The following is a 19743-nucleotide window of genomic DNA, read 5'->3' on the forward strand; positions in this document are numbered from 1 at the left end:
TTTGGCTATCCGCAGGCATCTTTAGTGAGCCTCTTCCCAATTGCAGCCAACTCCGACTTCCGCCACCAGCGGCACCTTGAGTTCCGCCACACCCGACATCAGCTTCGGCAGCATGTCCCTGACCAGCGCCAGCTCGGCATCCGGCACTTCCAGCACCAGTTCATCATGCACCTGCATGATCATCTTGCTTGCCAGGCCTTCGCGCTCGAGCCAGTCCTGCACCGCGATCATGGCCAGCTTGATCAGGTCGGCCGCCGTACCCTGCATCGGCGCATTGATCGCCGCGCGCTCGGCACCCTGGCGGCGCGGGCCGTTCGGCGAATTGATCTCCGGCAGCCACAGGCGGCGGCCGAACACGGTCTGCACAAAGCCCTGCGCCTTGGCTTCGGCACGGGTTTCATCCATATAGCGCTTGACGCCGGAGAAGCGGGCGAAATAGCGGTCGATATAGTTCTGTGCTGCAGTGCGGTCGATGCCCAGGTTGGCTGCCAGGCCAAAGGCGCTCATGCCGTAGATCAGGCCGAAATTGATTACCTTTGCGTAGCGGCGCTGCTCCGGCTGCACGTCGGCCGGCGCCACGCCGAATATTTCGGCGGCGGTAGCGCGGTGGATGTCCTCCCCTTCCGCGAAGGCGCGCAGCATCGCCTCGTCACCCGAGATATGCGCCATGATGCGCAGCTCGATCTGCGAGTAGTCGGCCGACACGATGTGGGCGCCCGGCGGAGCGATGAACGCTTCGCGGATGCGGCGGCCTTCGGCGGTGCGCACCGGGATGTTCTGCAGGTTCGGATCGTTCGACGCCAGGCGGCCCGTGATCGCCACCGCTTGCGCATAGTTGGTATGCACGCGGCCGGTGGCCCTGTTGATCATCTTCGGCAGCTTGTCGGTGTAAGTCGACTTGAGCTTGGCCATGCCGCGGTATTCCAGCAGCACTTTCGGCAGCGGATAGTCTTCGGCCAGCTTTTGCAGCACTTCCTCGTCGGTGGAAGGGGCGCCGCTCGGGGTCTTTTTCACCACCGGCAGTTCCAGCTTGGTGAAGAAGATCTCGCCGATCTGCTTCGGCGAGCCGAGGTTGAACGGCTGGCCTGCCAGTTCATAGGCTTTCTGTTCCAGTTCCAGGATGCGCGCGCCCAGTTCGTTGGACTGGGTCGCCAGCAGGCCGGCGTCGATCAGCACGCCGTTGCGTTCGATCTTTTGCAGCACGACCGCGGTCGGCAGTTCGATCGTGTTGTAGATGCGGGTCAGGCCTTCGTCGCCCGAGACCTGGCCATGCATCGCCAGGTGCAGGCGCAGCGTGATGTCGGCATCTTCCGCCGCGTAGTCAGTGGCGCGGCCGATTTCAACCTGGTCGAAACCGATCTGGCTGGCGCCCTTGCCGCACACTTCTTCGTATGCGATGGTCTTGTGGTTCAGGTGGCGCAGCGCCAGGCTGTCCATGTCGTGGGTGCGGTGCGATTCGAATACGTACGATTGCAGCAGGGTGTCGTGCACGACGCCGCGCAGGGTCACGCCATGGTTGGCGAAGATGTGCGCGTCGTACTTCAGGTTCTGGCCCAGCTTCGGCTTGGTCCCGTCTTCCAGCCACGGCTTCAGCTTGGACAGCACCCAGTCGCGCTGCAGCTGCTGCGGCGCGTCCGGGTAGCTGTGCGCCAGCGGGATATAGCAAGCGATGCCCGGCTCGGTGGACAGCGAGATGCCCACCATCTCGGCCAGCATCGGCTCCAGCGACGTGGTTTCGGTATCGATCGCCGTCAGCTCGGCGGCATCGATGCGCGCCATCCACGCTGCCAGTTGTTCCTCGGTCAGCACGGTCTCGTAGCTGATGGTGGCCGGCGGCGCGGCAAACAGGTCAGCCGTGGCGCCCGGTGCCGGCGCAGCGGCAGCCGCACTGCCCGGCGCCGGAGCGGCCGGGGTCAGGCCGGACAGCTCGCGCAGCAGGGTCTTGAAGCCGTACTTGGTGAAGAAGGCAACCAGCTGCTCGCGGTCTTCATCCTTGGCGCCCAGCGATTCGGAAATCGACATCATGTGCGCCGACAGGTCGCAATCGGTCTTCACGGTAATCAGCTCGCGGCCCTTCGGCAGCCACTCCAGCGCCGAGCGCAGGTTGCCGCCCACTACGCCACCGATCTTGTCGGCGTTTGCCATGATGCCAGCCAGGCTATCGTATTCCTGCAGCCATTTCAGTGCAGTTTTCGGGCCGCACTTGGCCACGCCCGGCACGTTGTCGACGGTATCGCCGATCAGGGTCAGGTAATCGATGATGCGGTTCGGCGGCACGCCAAATTTGGCCAGCACGCCCGCCTCGTCCAGCTTTTCATTGGTCATGGTATTGATCAGCATGACTTTCGGCGTGACCAGCTGCGCCAGGTCCTTGTCGCCGGTGGAGATCACCACGTCCAGGCCGGCCTGTTCGGCCTGCACCGACAGCGTGCCGATCACGTCGTCGGCCTCCACCCCTTCTACCATCAGGATCGGCCAGCCCATGGCGCGCACCGCCTCATGGATCGGCTCGATCTGCAGGCGCAGGTCATCCGGCATCGGCGCGCGGGTCGCCTTATAGTCGGGATACATATCGTCGCGGAAGGTCTTGCCCTTGGCGTCGAACACGCAAGCGATGTAGGCAGCCGGGAAGTCGGCGCGCAGGCGGCGTAGCATATTGACCATGCCGTGCATGGCGCCGGTGGGATGGCCTTCGGCGCTGCGCAGGTCAGGCAGGGCGTGGAAGGCACGGTACAGGTAGCTGGAACCATCGACCAGCAACAGGGTCTTTTGCATAGCGGGAGAGTGGTGTAAATCTCAATATTCCATTATCGCAGAGTTTTACAACGGGACAGGAGGGCATTTGATACAATGGTTAAACCAATAAATTGAACGAAATCCCATCATGCGCGCCCAAACTTCCTGGCTTGCCCTTCCCTTCGTCCTGCTGGCCACCGGCGCCGTGGCGCAGTCTGCCCCGCCCCAGCCGCAGCAACTGGAACGCATCGAGGAAGTCGACAATCCGGTAACCGTCTCGGCCAAGCCGAGCACGCAAACCAGGATTGTGGAAAAGCGCGAAGGTGGCCGCGTGACCGAAGCCAAGGTCAAGAGCGGCGGAAGCACGTATACCGTCAAGCCGAATACCCCGGCTGGCAGCGCACTGCCCGGCGATGCAGCCGGCTCGGCCAACCGTGGCCCGCAGTGGACCGTGCTGGAGTTCGACCTCCTCGCCAAGAAGAAGAAACGCTCTGCCGAGGAAGCGGACAAGGAGGACGGCCCGCCGCCTCCACCGCCAGCCCAGCCGGCCGCGTCAACTAAATAAGCGCGCGCCCCGTACGAACACTTAACCTGGTTTCTCATGGCAGTTTTTACCCCGGTCTCACTGGAAGATGTCGGCCATTGGATCAAGCAATTCCCCCTTGGCAAAGCCGTCGCGCTGAAAGGCATCGCGTCCGGCATCGAGAACAGCAATTTTTTCCTGACAACCGAGCGCGGCGAGTTCGTGCTCACGATTTTTGAAAACCTCACCTTCGAGCAGCTGCCGTTCTACCTGCAGTTGATGCGCCACCTGGCCGAACACGGCGTGCTGGTGCCAGCGCCCGTCCCCAACGACCAGGGTGAACTCTGCGTGCCGCTGCACGGCAAGCCGGCCGCCATCGTCTCCAAGCTGGAAGGCAAGCCGCAGATGGCACCGCAGCCGGTGCACTGCGCCGCTGTCGGCGCCATGCTGGCGCGCCTGCACCTGGCCGGCCAGGACTTCGCCCTGCAGCAGCCCAACCTGCGCGGCCTGCCGTGGTGGCGCGAAGCTACCGCCGCCGTGCTGCCGCACCTGGCGCTGGAACAAGCCCACCTGCTGCACGACGAGATGAAATTCCAGGAAGCGCTGCATGCTTCCGCCGACTACCACACGCTGCAGCGCGGCCCGGTGCACGCCGACCTGTTCCGCGACAACGTGATGTTCGACGGCGAGCGCCTGACCGGCTTCTTCGACTTCTACTTCGCAGGCTGCGATAGCTGGCTGTTCGATGTCGCCGTGACCGTCAACGACTGGTGCATCGACCTCGCCACCGGCGCGCTCGACGAAGCACGCGTGCGCGCCATGCTGGACGCCTACCACGCCGTGCGGCCATTCACGGCCGCCGAGCACTCGCTGTGGCCTGCCCTGCTGCGCGCCGGAGCATTGCGCTTCTGGATATCGAGACTGTACGATTTTTATTTGCCGCGCGCCGCCGAAATGCTGACGCCGCACGACCCTACCCACTTTGAGCGCATCCTGCGCACACGCATTGCCGTACCGGCCCCGGAGTTGTATTAAATGAGTCATTTACCCGCCAGCGCAGGCATCGCCTGGATCCGCGAAGGCTTCGCCATCTTCCGCAAGCAGCCCGGCGGGCTGATGCTGCTGATGCTGGCCTATCTGGTGGCGGGGATGATAATGGGGATTATTCCCCTGCTGGGACAGTTGCTGCCGATGATTCTCGCTCCGGTGTTCACAGCCGTGTTCGTGCAAGCCTGCGCAGCAGCTGACCGCCAGCAGAAACTGACGCCGGAAATGCTGCACCCTATCTTCCAGAAACCGGTCTTTCCGCGCCTTGCTGGATTGGGCACGCTGTTTGTGATTGTGCTGATCTTGCTCACCTTCGTGTTTGCGAGCATTGTCGGTCTCGATACCATGCGCCAGTTAGTGGAGCAGAAGATGAAGGCCAGCGCGGTGGCAGCCAATGGCAATGTAAACTTTGCCATTTTGGTTGTCTTCCTGGTTTCCCTGCCAGTCAGCATGGCCATGCTGTTTGCGGCACTGCTGATCTTCTGGCAGCAGATGGGCGTCGGCAAAGCACTTTTCTTCAGCTTCTTCGGGGTATGGCGTGCCTTGCGTCCCTTCCTGCTGTACTTCCTGTCGTGGGTAGTGATTGTGATGCTGTTGTCGAGTATGGTGATAATACTGTTCGGCGAAACACTACTTGGCGCAGCAGTGCAGCAGTCAGTCCTGATGGTCATCGCAATGATCATTCAATGCTCGGTGTACGCGGCCTACAAAGGCATATTCGGCGAGCCGAATTTGCCTGGCGCAGGGCCGACGCAAACGCCGACATAGTCTGCCGCCGGGCTCCCGTATCAGGGTGATTCGCTTACGCATTGGCTTAGATTCGCTGCAGAAGCCGAGGGACAGCGACCGAATGAAACCACTCGACCTGAGACTGCGTATCAGGGACCGGCAGGCGGCGAGCTCGCGACAGAATCGCAAATGCCTCCGCTGCGGGAATTCCAAGCTTCAGTAGTACGCAAGCAGCAGTGAGGCCGGAACGACCAATGCCAGCGCGACAATGCACCGCAACGCCGTGATAGTTTTGCACCAGCGAAGTCAACTCGTGTACCAGCGCGAAGAAGTCCGCTGAAGAAGCGGGCGTACTTCGATCTTGAATCGGCAATGACTTGTACTCGATCCCGCTAACCTTGCAAAGTGCCGCCTCATTTGAAATGGACAGTTCTTCGATTTCATATCGATGCAGCAGGCTGACGACATGGGTGACCCCTGACCGTTTCCAGCCTGCGATTTCATCTTCAAGCCAATCACCACCTCGAGGACGAGGCATGATTGCTAGCCTTAGAGGTTCGATATCACGAACCCAGTAAACTTCCGCTGACATAGGAATATATTCCTCGCTATTCGACGTATGCGAAGCGGTACATTGCTCTCAGCATACGGGTGAACTCTACTATCTATAATTTGGCCAGACAACGTTCCAGGTTGTCGGCCCCTTCTATCCTGGACGCACGAGAAGCTGAATTATAAGGCCGACAGCACGTAACACGGACTCACATGAACGCAGATCTCACTATTGCCAACGACGCGAACGAGGTCGTGAGATTGAATCTGCATCAGTTCACATGGATTCAAGCGGAGGAGCCGGTCAGCCTCTAGATCCACCACAGCCTGGATATCCCGGTCATTCAATGTAGGCACATGTTCCTCAATAGTCGATGACGGTCTACTTTGGCCGATAGCACATCAGACGTGCCATGATTCAACTGGGCTGGCGCCACAGGCGGTGAGAATTTTGCAGGATTTGAAAATCGCGAGAAGCTTCATGTAGGCTCTAGGGCGAACGCATTCTTGGCAAATTCCGTGCGCGCGGCCAGCGGTATTCGACCGCCCCTCATACAAGAATGCACTCATCCGAATAGCCCCCTACGGCGGTACCACCTAATGCATGCAGCCTCAAGAAGGAAGAAGCCCACCAACGAAAACATGAAAAGCCAAGGTATAAGTATTCCCCCCGCAAACATCGGCATGACGACGAACCAGCAACAAAATTTGTAGTACCGGGGAAGTGCATTGTACCGCTCCCGCTTTTCAGGGCTTTGTTTGAAGTCGCGCTTATTCAATAAGGCATGCGTGCACAATAGAAACGCATAGCAAATGGCGAAGAGCATAATTTAGTGCAGCGGTGACAAGGAATTCATGCTTCTTTTTCCAACGTACGCCAATCAGGGGGCGCGCGTCCTGCTGACTGAATTGTTGGACTATTTACTTGCCATGGCTAATGCGACGAACGGTGGCATCATCTCTGGAGATTTCTGCAACTGCGACGCCACCGCAGTTGCGGCGTCCGGCACATAACCAGCGGCTGGCTTGTAGTTGTGAGGCTCCGAGCTCTGGGCAAGCGCGTTCGCTGAAAGGAAGGCTACAAAGAAGAGCATCAAGAGATTATTCATATGGGACAACGTGCTTGCTCAGCGGCGCCCTTAGGCGTCCAACGGAACCTATGATTAGCGATGGGGCTCATGTTCTGGCTACCAGACGTTCGAGAGATAGGATACCTGCGATCATCTTATCCCTTGCCGAAGAGTTGGCGGAATGAACTGCGATCTTAGGTGGTTTGAAACCACGAAGCGCAACGGCCTCCTCAATCCAAAGCACAACGTCGTACCCGGTCCCACGTTCGTCGTCGCCGAGGTCGTGGTCCAAGCTCAATTCTTCCACGGCTCCAGATTCAAGAAGCTCGATGGCTTCATCGGGCCAATAGACTCGCACCCATCCCTCTGGGGTAGTGCGTTCATCGTCAAGAAAAACTCGCATGCGTACGGAAGATGGAATCGCTAAGTTTCAAAGTAACTGGCTGCCGGAAGGCGCAGCGTGGAGGCTGTACAGTTGCCCCTCCCCAGGTTCGCAAAAATTGTATTAAATCCCGCCAAGATAATAGCTGAGCAGCCCATCTGAACTTTCGATGCCGAGAATGTCCATGATCTCTTCTATTTCCATTCCAAAATGATCTCGGGCTTCAGTGTCTTCGTCTTCGACTAATCGAAGCGAACTTTGAATTTGAGTAAGCACCCAGCGCTTGCTCGGGTTTTCACCAACGCCAACAATAAGCTTGTCGACCAATGCGTTCAGGATGTCAGAGAGGAGTTCGCGTTCAGGTTCGGCGCCTAGGCCAGGCAGTTCTTCGAGCTTTGGGGCGCTGCGGAATGCGACAAGATCAGCGATCACGGCGTCGTCAACGATGAGCGCTTCGTCTTCTACTTCGGTAATAGGATCGTACGTCATTGATCAATAGTCCAATGTACTAATTCAGCCGCGCCGAAGGCGTCGGCTGGAATGCTTGGTTGGGCCCATTACGCCGCATAGCAATAACGTCTTGGCCCCGAGCCAAATATGAGTATAGCCGCTTGGCCAAAAAGTCCGGCAGCTCTTCGGCACTGACGGCTTCAAACGACGCGGCACCGTAGAACTCCGCGAGGTGTGAATATGGCAGGCAAAACGCTTGGCCAATGTCCATATGCCCGGCACAAGCCTTCAGCAACTGCGAACCGATTCCTTGCCTTTGGAACGTTTCGCTGACCTGCATGCCTCGAAGCACTGTGACGCCATCTTCAGAACATAAGCGTACCGCACCAACAATTTTCTCGCTCGCGGTGGCAACAATTACTGTGTCGTTTTCATCGATCCCACCACCGTATCCAGCCTCGACGTAAAGCGCGCCAACTTGAGGTACGTCAGCATTCTTAGCAAGCCTGACCTTAACCATGTGAGACCCAACGTTGAACGTAAGCGGCCATAGCAACGAGCAGCGTTGCGGAGGCCCGGTTGACGGAATGGTTGGGCAAAAGCGCTTTCATAACAAGCGTTCGCTCACTCGTTGATCGAGCAAGCGATCAATTGCCTCGATTTTTTTGGTAGCGCCAGCCAAGTCAAAGGTGTCTCCGTCACAAACTGCTAAAGCCTCATTATGGAGAGCATACGCGATGTGCGCCGCGATGCGCACCGACATGTCTGCGTCCACGGAACTGCCAAGATAGCCAGAAAGAAGCAGCCGAATTTCGTAGAGCGCCTTCGCAAGAAGCTTGGTTTGATCTGATGTGTCCATTGTCATGTCCGGGCCCAACGTAAATTCGGCATCATATTAACGTTTTAACAAACCTAATTATGACGCCAAACTCCGGGCCTATCAATCACCAATGACGAGACCAGCCAGCCGCCACGCCCCGTCTCCCGGCCTCCCAAGCGCTGCGCCGGTATAATGGAGGGATGCAAAATCTCCTCCACAACCTCAATCCCGAACAACTCGCAGCAGTCACCCTGCCACCGCAAAATGCCCTGATTCTGGCCGGTGCCGGATCGGGCAAGACGCGCGTGCTGACCACCCGTATCGCGTGGCTGATCCAGACTGGCCAGGTATCCCCGTCCGGCGTGCTGGCGGTGACCTTTACCAACAAAGCGGCAAAGGAAATGCTCACCCGTCTGAGCGCCATGTTGCCGATCAATACACGCGGCATGTGGATCGGCACCTTCCACGGCCTGTGCAACCGCTTGCTGCGCACCCACTACAAGGATGCGGCCCTGCCGCAGACTTTCCAGATCCTCGATTCGCAAGACCAGCTATCGATGATCAAGCGCCTGCTGAAGGCGAACAATATCGACGATGAAAAGTTCCCGCCGAAGCAGGTGGTGTACTTCATCAATAACAACAAAGACCAGGGCTTGCGCGCCTCGCAGGTGGAGGCCTACGACGCGCTGGAGCGCAAACTGGTCGAGTTGTACCAGCTCTATGACGACCAGTGCCAGCGCGAAGGCGTGGTGGATTTCGCCGAACTGCTGCTGCGCACCTACGAACTGTTGTCGCGCAACGAACCGCTGCGCCAGCACTACCAGCAACGCTTCCGCCACATCCTGGTCGACGAGTTCCAGGATACGAACAACCTGCAGTACGCCTGGCTGAAACTGATGGCTGGCCATGCCTCGCCATTCGGCGGCGCGCTGTTCGCCGTGGGCGACGATGACCAGAGCATCTACGCTTTCCGCGGCGCCAACGTAGGCAATATGCAGGCCTTCGAAAGCGAGTTCCAGGTCAAGAACCTGATCAAGCTGGAACAGAACTACCGCTCGCACGGCCACATCCTGGATTCGGCCAACCTGCTGATCGCCAACAACAGCCGCCGCCTGGGCAAGAACCTGCGCACCGACGCCGGCCATGGCGAGCAGGTACGCGTGTACGAAGCCAGCTCGGACCTGCAGGAAGCGCAGTGGATCATTGAAGAAGCCAAGTCGCTGATCGCCGAGGGAGCCCTGCGCCGCGAAGTCGCGATCCTGTACCGCTCGAATGCGCAGTCGCGCGTGATCGAACATGCCCTGTTCTCGGCCGGCATGCCTTACCACGTGTACGGCGGCCTGCGCTACTTCCAGCGCGCTGAGGTCAAGCATGCCATCGCTTACCTGCAGTTGATGGACAACCCGCATAACGATTCGGCCTTCCTGCGCGTGGTGAATTTCCCGGCGCGCGGCATCGGTGCGCGCTCGATTGAGCAACTGCAGAACGCAGCAGCCACCTACAACTGCTCGCTGTACGCCGCAGTGCCGTACATGGTCGGCAAGGCCGGCACCTCGCTGGCCGCCTTTACCAAGCTGATTGAGGGGGTGCGCTTCGAGACCCAGCAACTGGCACTGCCGGAACTGGTGAAGATCACGCTGGATTCCTCCGGCCTGCTGCTGCATTACCAGAATGAGAAGGAAGGCGCCGACCGCGTCGAGAACTTGGAGCAGATGGTCAGCGCTGCTACGCAGTTCGTGTCCGAAGAAGGCTTCGGACAGGGGGCGCCTGCGCACCTCGGTCCGCAGGCTTCGGCCTCCGCCGGCGCGCAAGTGGTGGTAGCAGACGGCGTGGAGATCATCGACGCCGATGCTCCGCTGGCGACCGTGATGTCGCCTCTGTCCGCATTCCTGTCCCACGCTTCGCTGGAAGCCGGCGACAACCAGGCCCAGGAAGGCCAGGATGCGCTGCAGCTGATGACGGTGCACTCGGCCAAGGGCCTGGAGTTCGACAATGTCTTCATCACCGGCCTGGAAGAAGGCCTGTTCCCGCACGAGAGCAGCTCGAAAGAAGAAGGCGGCGTGGAGGAAGAGCGTCGCCTGATGTATGTTGCGATCACACGTGCGCGCAAGCGCTTGTACATGTCGTTCTGCCAGACCCGCATGCTGCACGGCCAGACGCGCTACAACATGAAGTCGCGCTTCTTCGACGAACTGCCGGAGGAATCGCTGAAGTGGCTGACGGCGCGGGTGCAGAACAACTGGTTCTCCACTGGCTCACGCAAATCGGCGTGGGATGAAATGCCGTCCGTACCAAGCGCCGACAATCGCCTGGCAGCACGCATGAACGAGCGCTCCGGCGCCTCCGGCGGCTGGCGCATTGGCGAATCCGTCGCTCACGCCAAGTTCGGAGAAGGCGTCATCGTCAATCTCGAAGGCAGCGGTGCCAACTGCCGCGCGCAAATCAACTTCGGCTCCTTCGGCATGAAGGTGCTCGACCTGTCAGTAGCCAAACTGGAACGGATCTGATGCCATCCCGGGTGGAAATGTTCGCATTTCCGCCGATCGTTGAGCCAGATCGAAGCGCAACTTCAACTATTTGCCGGTCGCGCGTACTCCTGGCTCTGCGTTTTTGCATAGCTTAAACGCGATTATTGGGAATATTCATGCATTGAAGCATAGCCTACAGTGGGCGCCATCGTCATCCGAATTCTCACTGGAGGCTGCACATGGAAACCCTTCTGATCCCTGCTTCGCTATTCGCCGGCGGCCTGCTCGCCGTACAGGCGGGCGCCAATGCGCAATTATCGAAAGCAACCGGCAGCCCATTTGCTGCGACCACGCTGCAACTGTCGGTCGGCACCCTTGCACTGCTGGTGCTTGCCCTGCTGACTGGAACGCTGACTGCAGTTGCCGCCCTGCCCCATGTGCCTTGGTGGCATGCAGTCGGCGGCGTGGCGAGCGCATTCTATGTCGTCTCCACCATCCTCCTGTTTCCGCGGCTCGGCGCAATCGTATCGGTAGGCCTGTTCATTGCCGGCCAGATGCTGGCTTCATTTGCGCTCGACGTCACTGGCCTGGCGGGTGGCATGCCGCGCACGGTCGATACGCCGCTCGCAGCCGGCATGCTGGCGATCCTGGCGGGCGCCGCGATCATCGTGAAGGGGCAGTCCCGCCAGCAATCGCAGCCAGTCGCGGGCAAGGCTGGCTGGATCGTCCTCGCATTGCTTGCCGGTGCAGTATTACCGGTACAGGGTGTGGTGAATGGCTTGTTGCGGCATGATCTCGGAGCGCCGTTTGTGGTTGGCGCAGTGAGCTTCCTGGTCGCCACCCTGGCGATGGCTTTGGCTCTGCTGTTCTCGGCTACATTCCTGCGCGCTCCAGCGCCTTCGCTGCAGGGCCTACCGTCCATGCCTTGGTGGGGTTGGCTGGGCGGCTTCGCTGGCGCGATCTATGTCACTACGGTGTTCACTGCGATTCCGGTCATCGGCGCGTCGGCGGCAGTCGGGCTGACGGTCGCCGGGCAGCAAGTGGCTTCTGTCTTCGTCGACCGGCATGGCTGGTTCCGGCTGCCGAAGCGAGACGTCTCAGCGCTGCGCCTGGCCGGCGTCGTGCTGCTGCTCTCCGGCGTGGCCGTCATCAAGTTGCTGTGACACGCATCAGGCGTTGTGGGCAGCATTCCCCGCAACGCCTGCCTTCAAGCTAACGAACTGTTTCCCGAGGTCGTTGTCGCCGACGGCCCCTACAAATCTTTCCAGGATTTGCATGTATTCATCGCAGTGGGGATGCACAGTCATTTCTGCGGCAAAGCCGGCGAAGAAGTCCTGCCGGCATGCCTCATTGAGAAGTATGATGGTCACAAATCCCCAGAACTTCAGATTGATCCAGTAATTTGCCGTCGATGCGCGTGAAGGGTAATCGCTTGGGTCGTAGTTGAGGGCACGAAGCAAGCCGAGTGCTCGTCGCGCCGTCTTTCCATCTTCAGCAAATGGACGGAATTTTTCAATCTTGTCGAGCATCCCGGGGATGTGGATGTACTTGTCGCACTGCTTCAGGACGGCCATGCGATGTTTGAACTCGTCATGGTTCGGCATTGCTTCCTGGTCAAAATTGCAGTCTCCATGGTGTCCAAAGAGATGCACCCCGTCCAAGCGGGGGAAGCGGATGGACGGATAGCCGCGGTGCGATTCTGCCATGATGTCGTGGTAGGAAAGGAGCAAGGTGTCCATGTCGCCCTTGCCATATTTTTTCGGCACCTGGCTTTGCCTCAGGATATGAAAATAGACCTTTCGATGCAAAGAGCCGGTAAGCAGCGATTCCTTTTTCGCGGCGATCAGCAATTTCTCCAGAGCGTCAGGAGAGGCGCCGTTCTTCCGGTCAGCGAAGGCTGCGTCTTCGATATCGATGATGTCGTCGATAAACTCCTGGGTCAGTTTGATGGACTTGAGCAGCGATCCAAGGTCGGGCGTGCCGCCCATACTCGGATAGAAGGTGTCGGTTCTTTTTAGTCTGAAAGCCTTGAACGGCATGTGTTGTCCAATATGGATATGTGATTCGAAGCCCTGGTCAGCTCACCAGCCGCCAGCCCCACCAAGTGTAGTGGTATTCCCGCTCCTGCACTTCGAAGGCTGATCCGCAAGTAGTGCATGAACACCGGTAGAAGTCGATCCAGTGACCGTCAACGTAGGTGATCTTGTCGATGCTTACATTCCCTGCAGCTTGTTCCTCGTTGGGGTCGAACATCAAGTACTCGGGATAAAGGCGGCACAGGCACCCTGCGCCGTCCCGGCGATAGCGCAGCTTGCGAAGCGCGAACTGCAAATGTTTGTCGTTGGGGATCAACATGCCCCCAAGCTTCAAATTTTTCGTACTGGATGTGATCTCGTCGAGGACCGATACGAGTGCGTCCAGTTCGCCCGCATCGCGAAGCTTGATGATCGCACAAGCACTCGACCAGACCCTGGTCGGGTCGCCAGAAAGGATATCGTCAATCAGTTTGCTCATTCTGCACACTTCTTATTCGCGAGTAGTTTTGCCTTCGCCGCATCGTCATCTGGAATGAGACCCATGACATCCGGCAGTTTTACAGGTGTGGATCCATTCGTGATGGTTACGTACTCGGTTCGAGAACTTTCGTCATCGGGATCTCGTCGTAGGTCACGCCATCGACGATCAGTGCGGCGGGCTCGTAGCCCCAGGCCTTGAAGCCCAGTGATTCATACAGCTTCTGCGCCGGCTCGTTGCCTGCGGTGACGGCCAGGCTGACGTGGGTCACGCCTTGCATCGAGGCGGCACATTCCAGTGCATGCTCCATCAGCTTGCGCGCGGCTCCTTTGCCTCGATGGGTGCTGGCGACATACACCGCGCGAATATGTGCGCGGTGGCGCTGCTTAGGGCCGCTGTCGCGATCCACGCGCGCGATGGCAATCAACGTCCCGCCATCGAACGCGCCGAGATAGTCGCGCCCCGAACCTGGCGACAGGCGCCGCGCGATCTCGCTGAGCGGCGTGGTGGACTCTTCTTCAAAGCTGGCCGTGAATGCGGAAGGCGCTTCGCGCAAGCCTTCAAGGCGCAAGGAATGGTAGGCGGCGGCATCGCCGGGTGTCAGAAGTCTTGTATTCATGGTGCCAGCATTGTACTGAATGATGGGTTTTCGCCAGATGTTGTCGCGAAACCGCCAAGCTGGCGGTCAGGGCCTTGAAGGCGCGGCTGAAGGTGCGAATATGCACTCCATACAAGCCAAAGGAGCAATGATGAGCGCCCAGAACGATCTCGCCGCTATCAACCAGAAGATACTCGCCGACGGCGAATCCCTGCCACTGGTGCAGCTAAAGGACGGCAGCAAGGTTCAAACCGGCACTGTCGCCACCATGTTGCGCAATATCGCGCTGTATAACGCCGGCGAACGCGGCGACATCGAAAGACAATTGGAAGCTGCCATCCCTACCGTCGCTAAGGTGGGCCTGTTCGACCTGTTCCCGCCGGAGGAGTGGATATCAGGCAGCAATCAGGGCCGCCGCCTCGTCGGGACGTTGGCGGCCCAGTACCTTGCCTTGCCAGTGGCCGAGGAACCGCTAGTCGACGCCTGAAAAAATGGGGTACGTCCCCATTTTTTTACTGCACGCCGGCTGACGGGCCGCTGATGCGCACCGGTGCCTGGTAGCCGTCGGGCTTGTCGCCCAGCGGGGCTGCGCCCGACAGCATGGTTTGCATGCCAGGGGTGAAGAAGGTGTACGGGTAGCCTGTCGCTTTCGCACTGACCGCATCCAGGCGGGCACGCAATTCGGATGGCAGCTCGAAGTCCAGCGCGCCAAGGTTGTCCTGCAACTGCGCCAGCTTGGTCGCACCCACCATCACGGTGGCCACGCCGGGGCGGTTGGCCACCCAGTTCACTGCCACCTGCGCCATGCTGCGCCCCACTTCGTTCGCTACCTTTTCCAGCTCCGCCACGATGGCGAAATTGCGCTCGCTGAATTTGGCGAAGGCCGGGTTGTTGGAGCCGCTCATGGTTTGCAAGCGCCCTTCGCCGAACTGGCCGCCGCTGCCTGGCTTGTACTTGCCGGACAACAGGCCGCTGGCCAGCGGGCTCCAGACCATCACGCCCATGCCGTGCTGCGTGCCAAGAGGGATGTATTCGTCTTCGATGGCGCGTTCGGCCAGCGAGTACTCCATCTGCAGTGTGGTCAACGGCTCGTAGCCGCGCAGTTCGGCAATAGTTTGCATGCGGCTGGCGTACCAGGCCGGCACGTTCGACAGGCCGATATGGCGCACCTTGCCGGCGCGTACCGCATCATCGAGCGTGCGCAAGACTTCCTCCGGCTGCGTCACCATGTCCCACGCGTGCACCAGGTACAGGTCGACGTGGTCGGTGGCGAGGCGCTGCAGCGAGCCTTCCAGCGCGCGCATCAGGTGCTTGCGGCCGTTGCCGCCTGCGTTGGGATTGGAAGGGTCGCTGCTGTAGGACGCCTTGGTGGCCAGCACGATCTTGTCGCGCAAGCCGCTGTCGCGCACGAACTCGCCGACCCAGCGCTCCGACTCGCCATTGGTGTACAGGTCGGCCGTGTCGACCAGGTTGCCGCCCGCCTCGGTGTAAGTCATGAACTGCTCGCGGGCGCTGGCCTTGTCCGCGCCCCAACCCCAATCGGTGCCGAAGGTCATGGTGCCGAGCGCCAGGCGCGACACGCGCAGGCCGGAATTGCCGAGGGTGTAATACTGTTTAAGGGACATGCTTTCTCCATGGTGGTTTGTTGACAATGAGGAAATGCCATTTCAACAATACCATGGATATGAAAGTCGGGGTCAGCTCCGGCAATCGGACATTTTGCGCAGCAAAATGTCCGATTGCCGGAGCTGACCCCNAGTAGCAAAACGCCCCGTGCGCGCAAGCGCCGGGGCGTTTTTTTTCGAAAGTCGGGGTCAGCTCCGGCAATCGGACATTTTGCGCAGCAAAATGTCCGATTGCCGGAGCTGACCCCGACTTTTATTGCATTAGCGGCTTGGCGCTGCCGTTGCTGATCGCTTCGTCGATCAGGGCGCGCGAGGCCTTGTCTGCCTCGCGTGACAGGCGGCCTTGCTCGCGTCCCAGTTCACCCATCTTGCGGCCCATTTCGGCCAGCGGCCTGGACGCTTCGGCGATGCGGGCATGCATGGCGGCCGTCGGCGCCTGGCGTGCTGCCAGTGCTGCGTGGCGGGCGGCGATCTCGCTGCCCTGGCGCGCCATTTCCGCCGACAGTGGCTCCAGCTGCTTGCGCAAATCTTCCAGGTCGATTTCGATCCGGGCGCGGGTCTTGTCGTCGGCCATTTCCATCTTGCGGCTGGCTTTTTCCATGGCGCGGCCGATGCGTTCCTGCTGGCGTGCGGACAGTTCCATCTTGCGCTCGATGTCGCGCTCGATGGCTTGCTGCTCCTTGCTGCCCATGGCGGCTTCGACTTCTTTCGCAATCTGGTCGCTCATGGCTTCCACTTGCTTGCCTTGGATGTCCATCAGCTTGCCCTGCTCTTCCATGATCTTGCCGTGGGCTTCAGCCGGCTTCCACAGTTCACGCACCTTGCCCAGCAGGACCGGGTCCCGGATCACGTAGGACTTGCCGTCTTTGCGAACGTAGATGAACTCACCTTTGGTGTCCTGGCGCAAGCGCTTCAGCGTCGTCAGGTCGCCAGGCGCGCCGTGGAAGCCGTTGACCGACAGGTGCTTGTCGTTGTCGCGCACAAAGGCGTAGGCGCTGCGGCTGTTGTCGTCGATCGAGATGTAGCTGCTGCTTTCGATCTCCCTCAGTTCCTTCGGCAGTTTTGGTGGCTTTGGCGGTTTGGGCGGGGCCGGGATTGCGGCCATCGGTGCAGGAGGGGCTGGCGGCGCCAGTTCAGCCATGGATGCAGGAGGCGCCGGCGGAGCTGGTGGTGCGGCGACTGCCAGCGGTGCCGGCGGGGCCGGTGGTGCAGGCTCCACGTCGTGCTGGTCGTCGGCATCGCTGACGTGCATGATCACGGCGGGCGCCGGTGCGGCTTCAGGCGCTGCGGCGCCATCTGGGGACGGCGCGGCCAGCGCCGCAGGTGCGGCAACAGCACTGGCGGCTGGAAGCGAGATCGCTTGCGGCATGGCGTGGGCATACAGCGCGGCGCAGGCGGCGAAAATTCCTAACAACGGGGTCGCCATCTTCCAGCTCAGAGGCTGTGCATCTGGACGGATCAGGCGTTTGATTCGGGACATGAGGTCTCCTCCGTTTGCCGCGGGGGCAGCAAAATGAATGGTGGTGAACTGGAACTTGTCCAGCTCGGAAAGTGCAAGTGCCAGGCGCCGCGGTTCGCCGAGCGTGCTTGCGGCTAAGTCGTCTGCTATCTGTTCGCGTTCGCGGCGGATGCATTGCGACAGCATCCACACGCTGGGGTGGTAGAACAGGAAAATCTCGATGCCGCTCTGGACCAGGTTGACCAGGTAGTCGTGGCGGCGCACATGGGCCAGCTCGTGGGCCAGCAGCGCTTCCAGCAAGTCGGGCGGCAGGCCGCTGACCAGCGAGGCAGGCAGCAGCACGATCGGGCGCAGGATGCCGGCCGTGATCGGCCCTTCCAGCGCATCCTCCGACACGCCAAGGCGCACCGGGCGGCGGATGCCCATGCGCCGGGCCAGCGCGGTGGCGCGGGCTTGCCAGCTTGGGTCGGCGTGGTAGTGGTTGGGCAAGGTGCGGGTACGCACCCATTGCAGGCCGAGCGACAGGCGCAGCGTCATCAGCGCGGCGCCGGCGGCCCACAGCAGCACCAGCCAGGACATCTGGCGGCGCAGCAGGTATTCCCAGGATGCCATGGCGTCGATGTCGACCAGGGCTGTCCCGGCGCCCATGCCATCGGCGGCACCGGGGATGGCGGCGATGGCGCTGGTTTCCAGCGGCGCTGGCAGCACGTAGCCGGTATCGGCGGCGTCGGCCAGGCGCCAGGCGAAGTTGGCCAGGGGGAGCGCGGCGCACAGCAGCAAGGCGATGCAGGCCACCAGGTAGCGGGCTTGCGGCCTGGCGTTGCGCAGGGCGTGCAGGAGTAGTGCCGCGACGCAGCCGATCAGCAGGCCTTGCCACAGGAAGTGCAGCAGGGACCAGCCCAAGGCGGGGATGACGGCGTTCAGCAGGTTGCTCATGGCAGGCGGCTCCGGTTTGATGGTGTCCTTGCAAACTAGATTAAATGATCTAGAACTTTGTGTCTAGAACTTTTTGTCTAGTTCTGGTTGCGAGTGCTCAGGAGCCAATGTAGCGGAGTGCGGCGGCGGCGGATCGGGATTTGCGATGAACGGCGATTTTCGCCGCCTGGGGCGTGGAAAACCGGTAAAAGCGGGGTCGGACCCACAGGGCCAGACCCCGGCGGCGCGGCGGCCGCGGGCTTAGTAGACGACTACGGAGCGGATCGATTCGCCGCGTTCCATCAGGTCGAAGCCTTCATTGATGCGTTCCAGCGGGAGGGTGTGGGTGATCAGCTCATCGATTTTGAGCTTGCCTTCCATATACCAGTCTACGATCTTCGGCACGTCGGTGCGGCCGCGCGCGCCGCCGAAGGCTGAGCCCAGCCAGTGGCGGCCGGTCACCAGCTGGAATGGACGAGTGGAGATCTCCTGCCCTGCCGCCGCCACGCCGATCACGATCGACTTGCCCCAGCCTTTATGGCAGCACTCGAGCGCCTGGCGCATCAGCTGGGTATTGCCGACGCACTCGAAGCTGTAGTCGGCGCCGCCATCGGTTAGTTGCACAATGGCGTCCACCACGTTCTCCACGTCGCGCGGATTGATGAAGTGGGTCATGCCGAACTGGCGCGCCATCGCTTCGCGCGCCGGGTTGATGTCGATGCCGATGATCTTGTCGGCGCCCACCATCCTGGCCGCCTGGATCACGTTCAGGCCAATGCCGCCAAGGCCGAACACCACCACATTGGCGCCCGCTTCCACCTTGGCGGTGAACAGCACGGCGCCCACGCCGGTGGTCACGCCGCAGCCGATGTAGCATACCTTGTCGAATGGCGCGTCGGAACGGATCCTGGCCAGTGCGATCTCCGGCACTACGATATAGTTGGAGAAGGTCGAAGTGCCCATGTAGTGGAACAGCGGCTTGCCGTCCAGCGAGAAGCGGCTCGATCCATCCGGCATCAGGCCCTTGCCCTGGGTGGAGCGGATCGCCTGGCACAGGTTGGTCTTGCGCGACAGGCAGAACTTGCACTGCCGGCATTCCGGCGTGTACAGCGGGATCACATGGTCGTCTTTTTTGAGCGAAGTGACGCCCGGCCCGACGTCGACCACCACGCCAGCACCTTCGTGGCCGAGAATGGCCGGGAACAGCCCTTCCGGATCGGCGCCGGACAGGGTGTAGTGGTCGGTATGGCAAATGCCGGTGGCTTTGATCTCCACCAGCACTTCGCCCGCGCGCGGGCCGTCCAGGTCCACTTCTTCAATGGTCAGCGGCGCTCCGGCCTTCCATGCTACTGCTGCTCTCGTCTTCATCCCGGTACTCCGAATGTGATAAAGACGACAGCATAGCTTAACTCCTGACAGCCAGCATGGACTCCAGCCCCAGCATATGCGAGACGGTACGCCAGAGTTGGCGCGGCGAAGTCCAGGGCTTGGGCAGGAAAGCGTGGGCCTGGTGATGCAGCATCGGCTGGCTGGCGGAATACAGCAGGACCGGGGTGTCCTGGTCGGCCTGGCGCAGGGAATGGATCAGGGTGTGGCCGTCGCCATCCGGCAGGTCGGGATCGATCACCACCATCGCAAACTCACCGTGCTGCAATTGGCTTTGCGCCTGGCTGTAGCTGGACGCGTGCACCACATGGATTTCCGGCGCCAGCAAGGTCGCCAGGACCACGGCGCTGTCTTCGTCGTGATCGACGTGCAGCACCCGTGGCGCCGGATGCAAATCAAATGACATGTTCATGAAGCGGTTCTCCGCACTGCAGGGGATGGTCGGCGGAGCTGGGCCGAAGGATGTTGC

20 protein-coding genes are annotated in these 19743 nt (G+C 60.5%); 6 read left to right on the forward strand and 14 right to left on the reverse strand.

Translation table 11 applies throughout. The features are described 5' to 3' along the window. Positions 1 to 21: 21 nt before the first annotated feature. A complete protein-coding gene (gene polA / locus ASD58_RS15385) occupies positions 22 to 2775 on the reverse strand; it encodes a DNA polymerase I (protein ID WP_055932401.1) in 2754 nt (917 codons plus the stop codon). A gap of 109 nt (positions 2776 to 2884) precedes the next feature. On the opposite strand from polA, the gene ASD58_RS15390 reads away from it, so the two are divergent. The 3 genes from ASD58_RS15390 to ASD58_RS15400 are packed head-to-tail and all read left to right on the forward strand — an operon-like array spanning position 2885 to position 5074. Beyond that, complete coding sequence (locus ASD58_RS15390; RefSeq protein ID WP_055932398.1) at positions 2885 to 3301, forward strand: hypothetical protein; 417 nt, start codon at positions 2885 to 2887, stop codon at positions 3299 to 3301. A gap of 36 nt (positions 3302 to 3337) precedes the next feature. Continuing rightward, the gene (locus ASD58_RS15395; protein ID WP_057262021.1) at positions 3338 to 4294 is read left to right on the forward strand and encodes a homoserine kinase; all 957 of its coding nucleotides are present in this window, start codon (positions 3338 to 3340) and stop codon (positions 4292 to 4294) included. Then, a complete protein-coding gene (locus tag ASD58_RS15400; protein WP_055932392.1) occupies positions 4295 to 5074 on the forward strand; it encodes a BPSS1780 family membrane protein in 780 nt (259 codons plus the stop codon). A gap of 46 nt (positions 5075 to 5120) precedes the next feature. Here the strand turns inward: ASD58_RS15400 and ASD58_RS30550 are convergent, their stop codons facing one another. From ASD58_RS30550 to ASD58_RS15425, 6 genes are all read right to left on the reverse strand, one after another. Beyond that, positions 5121 to 5627 (reverse strand): dual specificity protein phosphatase family protein, encoded by a 507-nt coding sequence (locus ASD58_RS30550; RefSeq protein ID WP_082565424.1) that lies wholly within the window; start codon positions 5625 to 5627, stop codon positions 5121 to 5123. Positions 5628 to 6504: 877 nt separating this feature from the next. Then, on the reverse strand, positions 6505 to 6696 hold the full coding sequence (locus ASD58_RS31260; RefSeq protein WP_055932389.1) for a hypothetical protein: 192 nt from the start codon (positions 6694 to 6696) through the stop codon (positions 6505 to 6507). 67 nt (positions 6697 to 6763) lie between these two features. Next, positions 6764 to 7060: a cyclic-phosphate processing receiver domain-containing protein gene (locus ASD58_RS32220; protein WP_057262022.1), complete on the reverse strand. Its 297-nt coding sequence runs from the start codon at positions 7058 to 7060 to the stop codon at positions 6764 to 6766. Positions 7061 to 7162: 102 nt separating this feature from the next. After that, a complete protein-coding gene (locus ASD58_RS15415; RefSeq protein WP_057246156.1) occupies positions 7163 to 7528 on the reverse strand; it encodes a DUF4844 domain-containing protein in 366 nt (121 codons plus the stop codon). 19 nt (positions 7529 to 7547) lie between these two features. Next, on the reverse strand, positions 7548 to 8009 hold the full coding sequence (locus tag ASD58_RS15420; RefSeq protein ID WP_057246154.1) for a GNAT family N-acetyltransferase: 462 nt from the start codon (positions 8007 to 8009) through the stop codon (positions 7548 to 7550). A gap of 87 nt (positions 8010 to 8096) precedes the next feature. Continuing rightward, on the reverse strand, positions 8097 to 8348 hold the full coding sequence (locus ASD58_RS15425) for a hypothetical protein (RefSeq protein ID WP_200951608.1): 252 nt from the start codon (positions 8346 to 8348) through the stop codon (positions 8097 to 8099). A gap of 161 nt (positions 8349 to 8509) precedes the next feature. Between ASD58_RS15425 and ASD58_RS15430 the strand changes: the two genes are divergently transcribed. Beyond that, positions 8510 to 10816 carry a UvrD-helicase domain-containing protein gene (locus ASD58_RS15430; protein WP_055932381.1) on the forward strand — a complete coding sequence of 769 codons (2307 nt, stop codon included), beginning with the start codon at positions 8510 to 8512 and terminating at the stop codon, positions 10814 to 10816. Between the two features lie 200 nt (positions 10817 to 11016). Beyond that, on the forward strand, positions 11017 to 11940 hold the full coding sequence (locus ASD58_RS15435) for a DMT family transporter (RefSeq protein ID WP_057262023.1): 924 nt from the start codon (positions 11017 to 11019) through the stop codon (positions 11938 to 11940). A 6-nt stretch (positions 11941 to 11946) separates the two neighbouring features. Here ASD58_RS15435 and ASD58_RS15440 read toward each other — a convergent pair whose 3' ends face one another. The 3 genes from ASD58_RS15440 to ASD58_RS15450 all read right to left on the reverse strand — a co-directional run bounded on the left by ASD58_RS15440 (position 11947) and on the right by ASD58_RS15450 (position 13910). Further along, positions 11947 to 12816: a hypothetical protein gene (locus tag ASD58_RS15440; protein ID WP_057262024.1), complete on the reverse strand. Its 870-nt coding sequence runs from the start codon at positions 12814 to 12816 to the stop codon at positions 11947 to 11949. Positions 12817 to 12853: 37 nt separating this feature from the next. Then, a complete protein-coding gene (locus ASD58_RS15445) occupies positions 12854 to 13291 on the reverse strand; it encodes a hypothetical protein (RefSeq protein WP_057262025.1) in 438 nt (145 codons plus the stop codon). Between the two features lie 106 nt (positions 13292 to 13397). Next, positions 13398 to 13910, reverse strand: a complete 513-nt coding sequence (locus tag ASD58_RS15450; RefSeq protein WP_057262026.1) for a GNAT family N-acetyltransferase — start codon at positions 13908 to 13910, stop codon at positions 13398 to 13400. 100 nt (positions 13911 to 14010) lie between these two features. Here ASD58_RS15450 and ASD58_RS15455 point away from each other — a divergent pair, with 100 nt between their 5' ends. Further along, positions 14011 to 14376, forward strand: coding sequence for a hypothetical protein (locus tag ASD58_RS15455; protein ID WP_200951609.1), 366 nt, complete (start codon positions 14011 to 14013; stop codon positions 14374 to 14376). Positions 14377 to 14401: 25 nt separating this feature from the next. Here ASD58_RS15455 and ASD58_RS15460 read toward each other — a convergent pair whose 3' ends face one another. From ASD58_RS15460 to ASD58_RS15475, 4 genes are all read right to left on the reverse strand, one after another. Next, a complete protein-coding gene (locus ASD58_RS15460) occupies positions 14402 to 15514 on the reverse strand; it encodes an aldo/keto reductase (protein WP_057262027.1) in 1113 nt (370 codons plus the stop codon). A 253-nt stretch (positions 15515 to 15767) separates the two neighbouring features. Further along, the gene (locus tag ASD58_RS15465) at positions 15768 to 17909 is read right to left on the reverse strand and encodes a M56 family metallopeptidase (RefSeq protein WP_057262028.1); all 2142 of its coding nucleotides are present in this window, start codon (positions 17907 to 17909) and stop codon (positions 15768 to 15770) included. 240 nt (positions 17910 to 18149) lie between these two features. Continuing rightward, positions 18150 to 19256 (reverse strand): S-(hydroxymethyl)glutathione dehydrogenase/class III alcohol dehydrogenase, encoded by a 1107-nt coding sequence (locus tag ASD58_RS15470; RefSeq protein ID WP_057262029.1) that lies wholly within the window; start codon positions 19254 to 19256, stop codon positions 18150 to 18152. A 37-nt stretch (positions 19257 to 19293) separates the two neighbouring features. After that, positions 19294 to 19686, reverse strand: coding sequence for a response regulator (locus tag ASD58_RS15475; RefSeq protein ID WP_057262030.1), 393 nt, complete (start codon positions 19684 to 19686; stop codon positions 19294 to 19296). Between the last annotated feature and the right edge of the window lie 57 nt (positions 19687 to 19743).

It is taken from the genome of Duganella sp. Root1480D1, from assembly GCF_001427305.1.
Classification (GTDB): Bacteria; Pseudomonadota; Gammaproteobacteria; order Burkholderiales; family Burkholderiaceae_D; genus Rugamonas.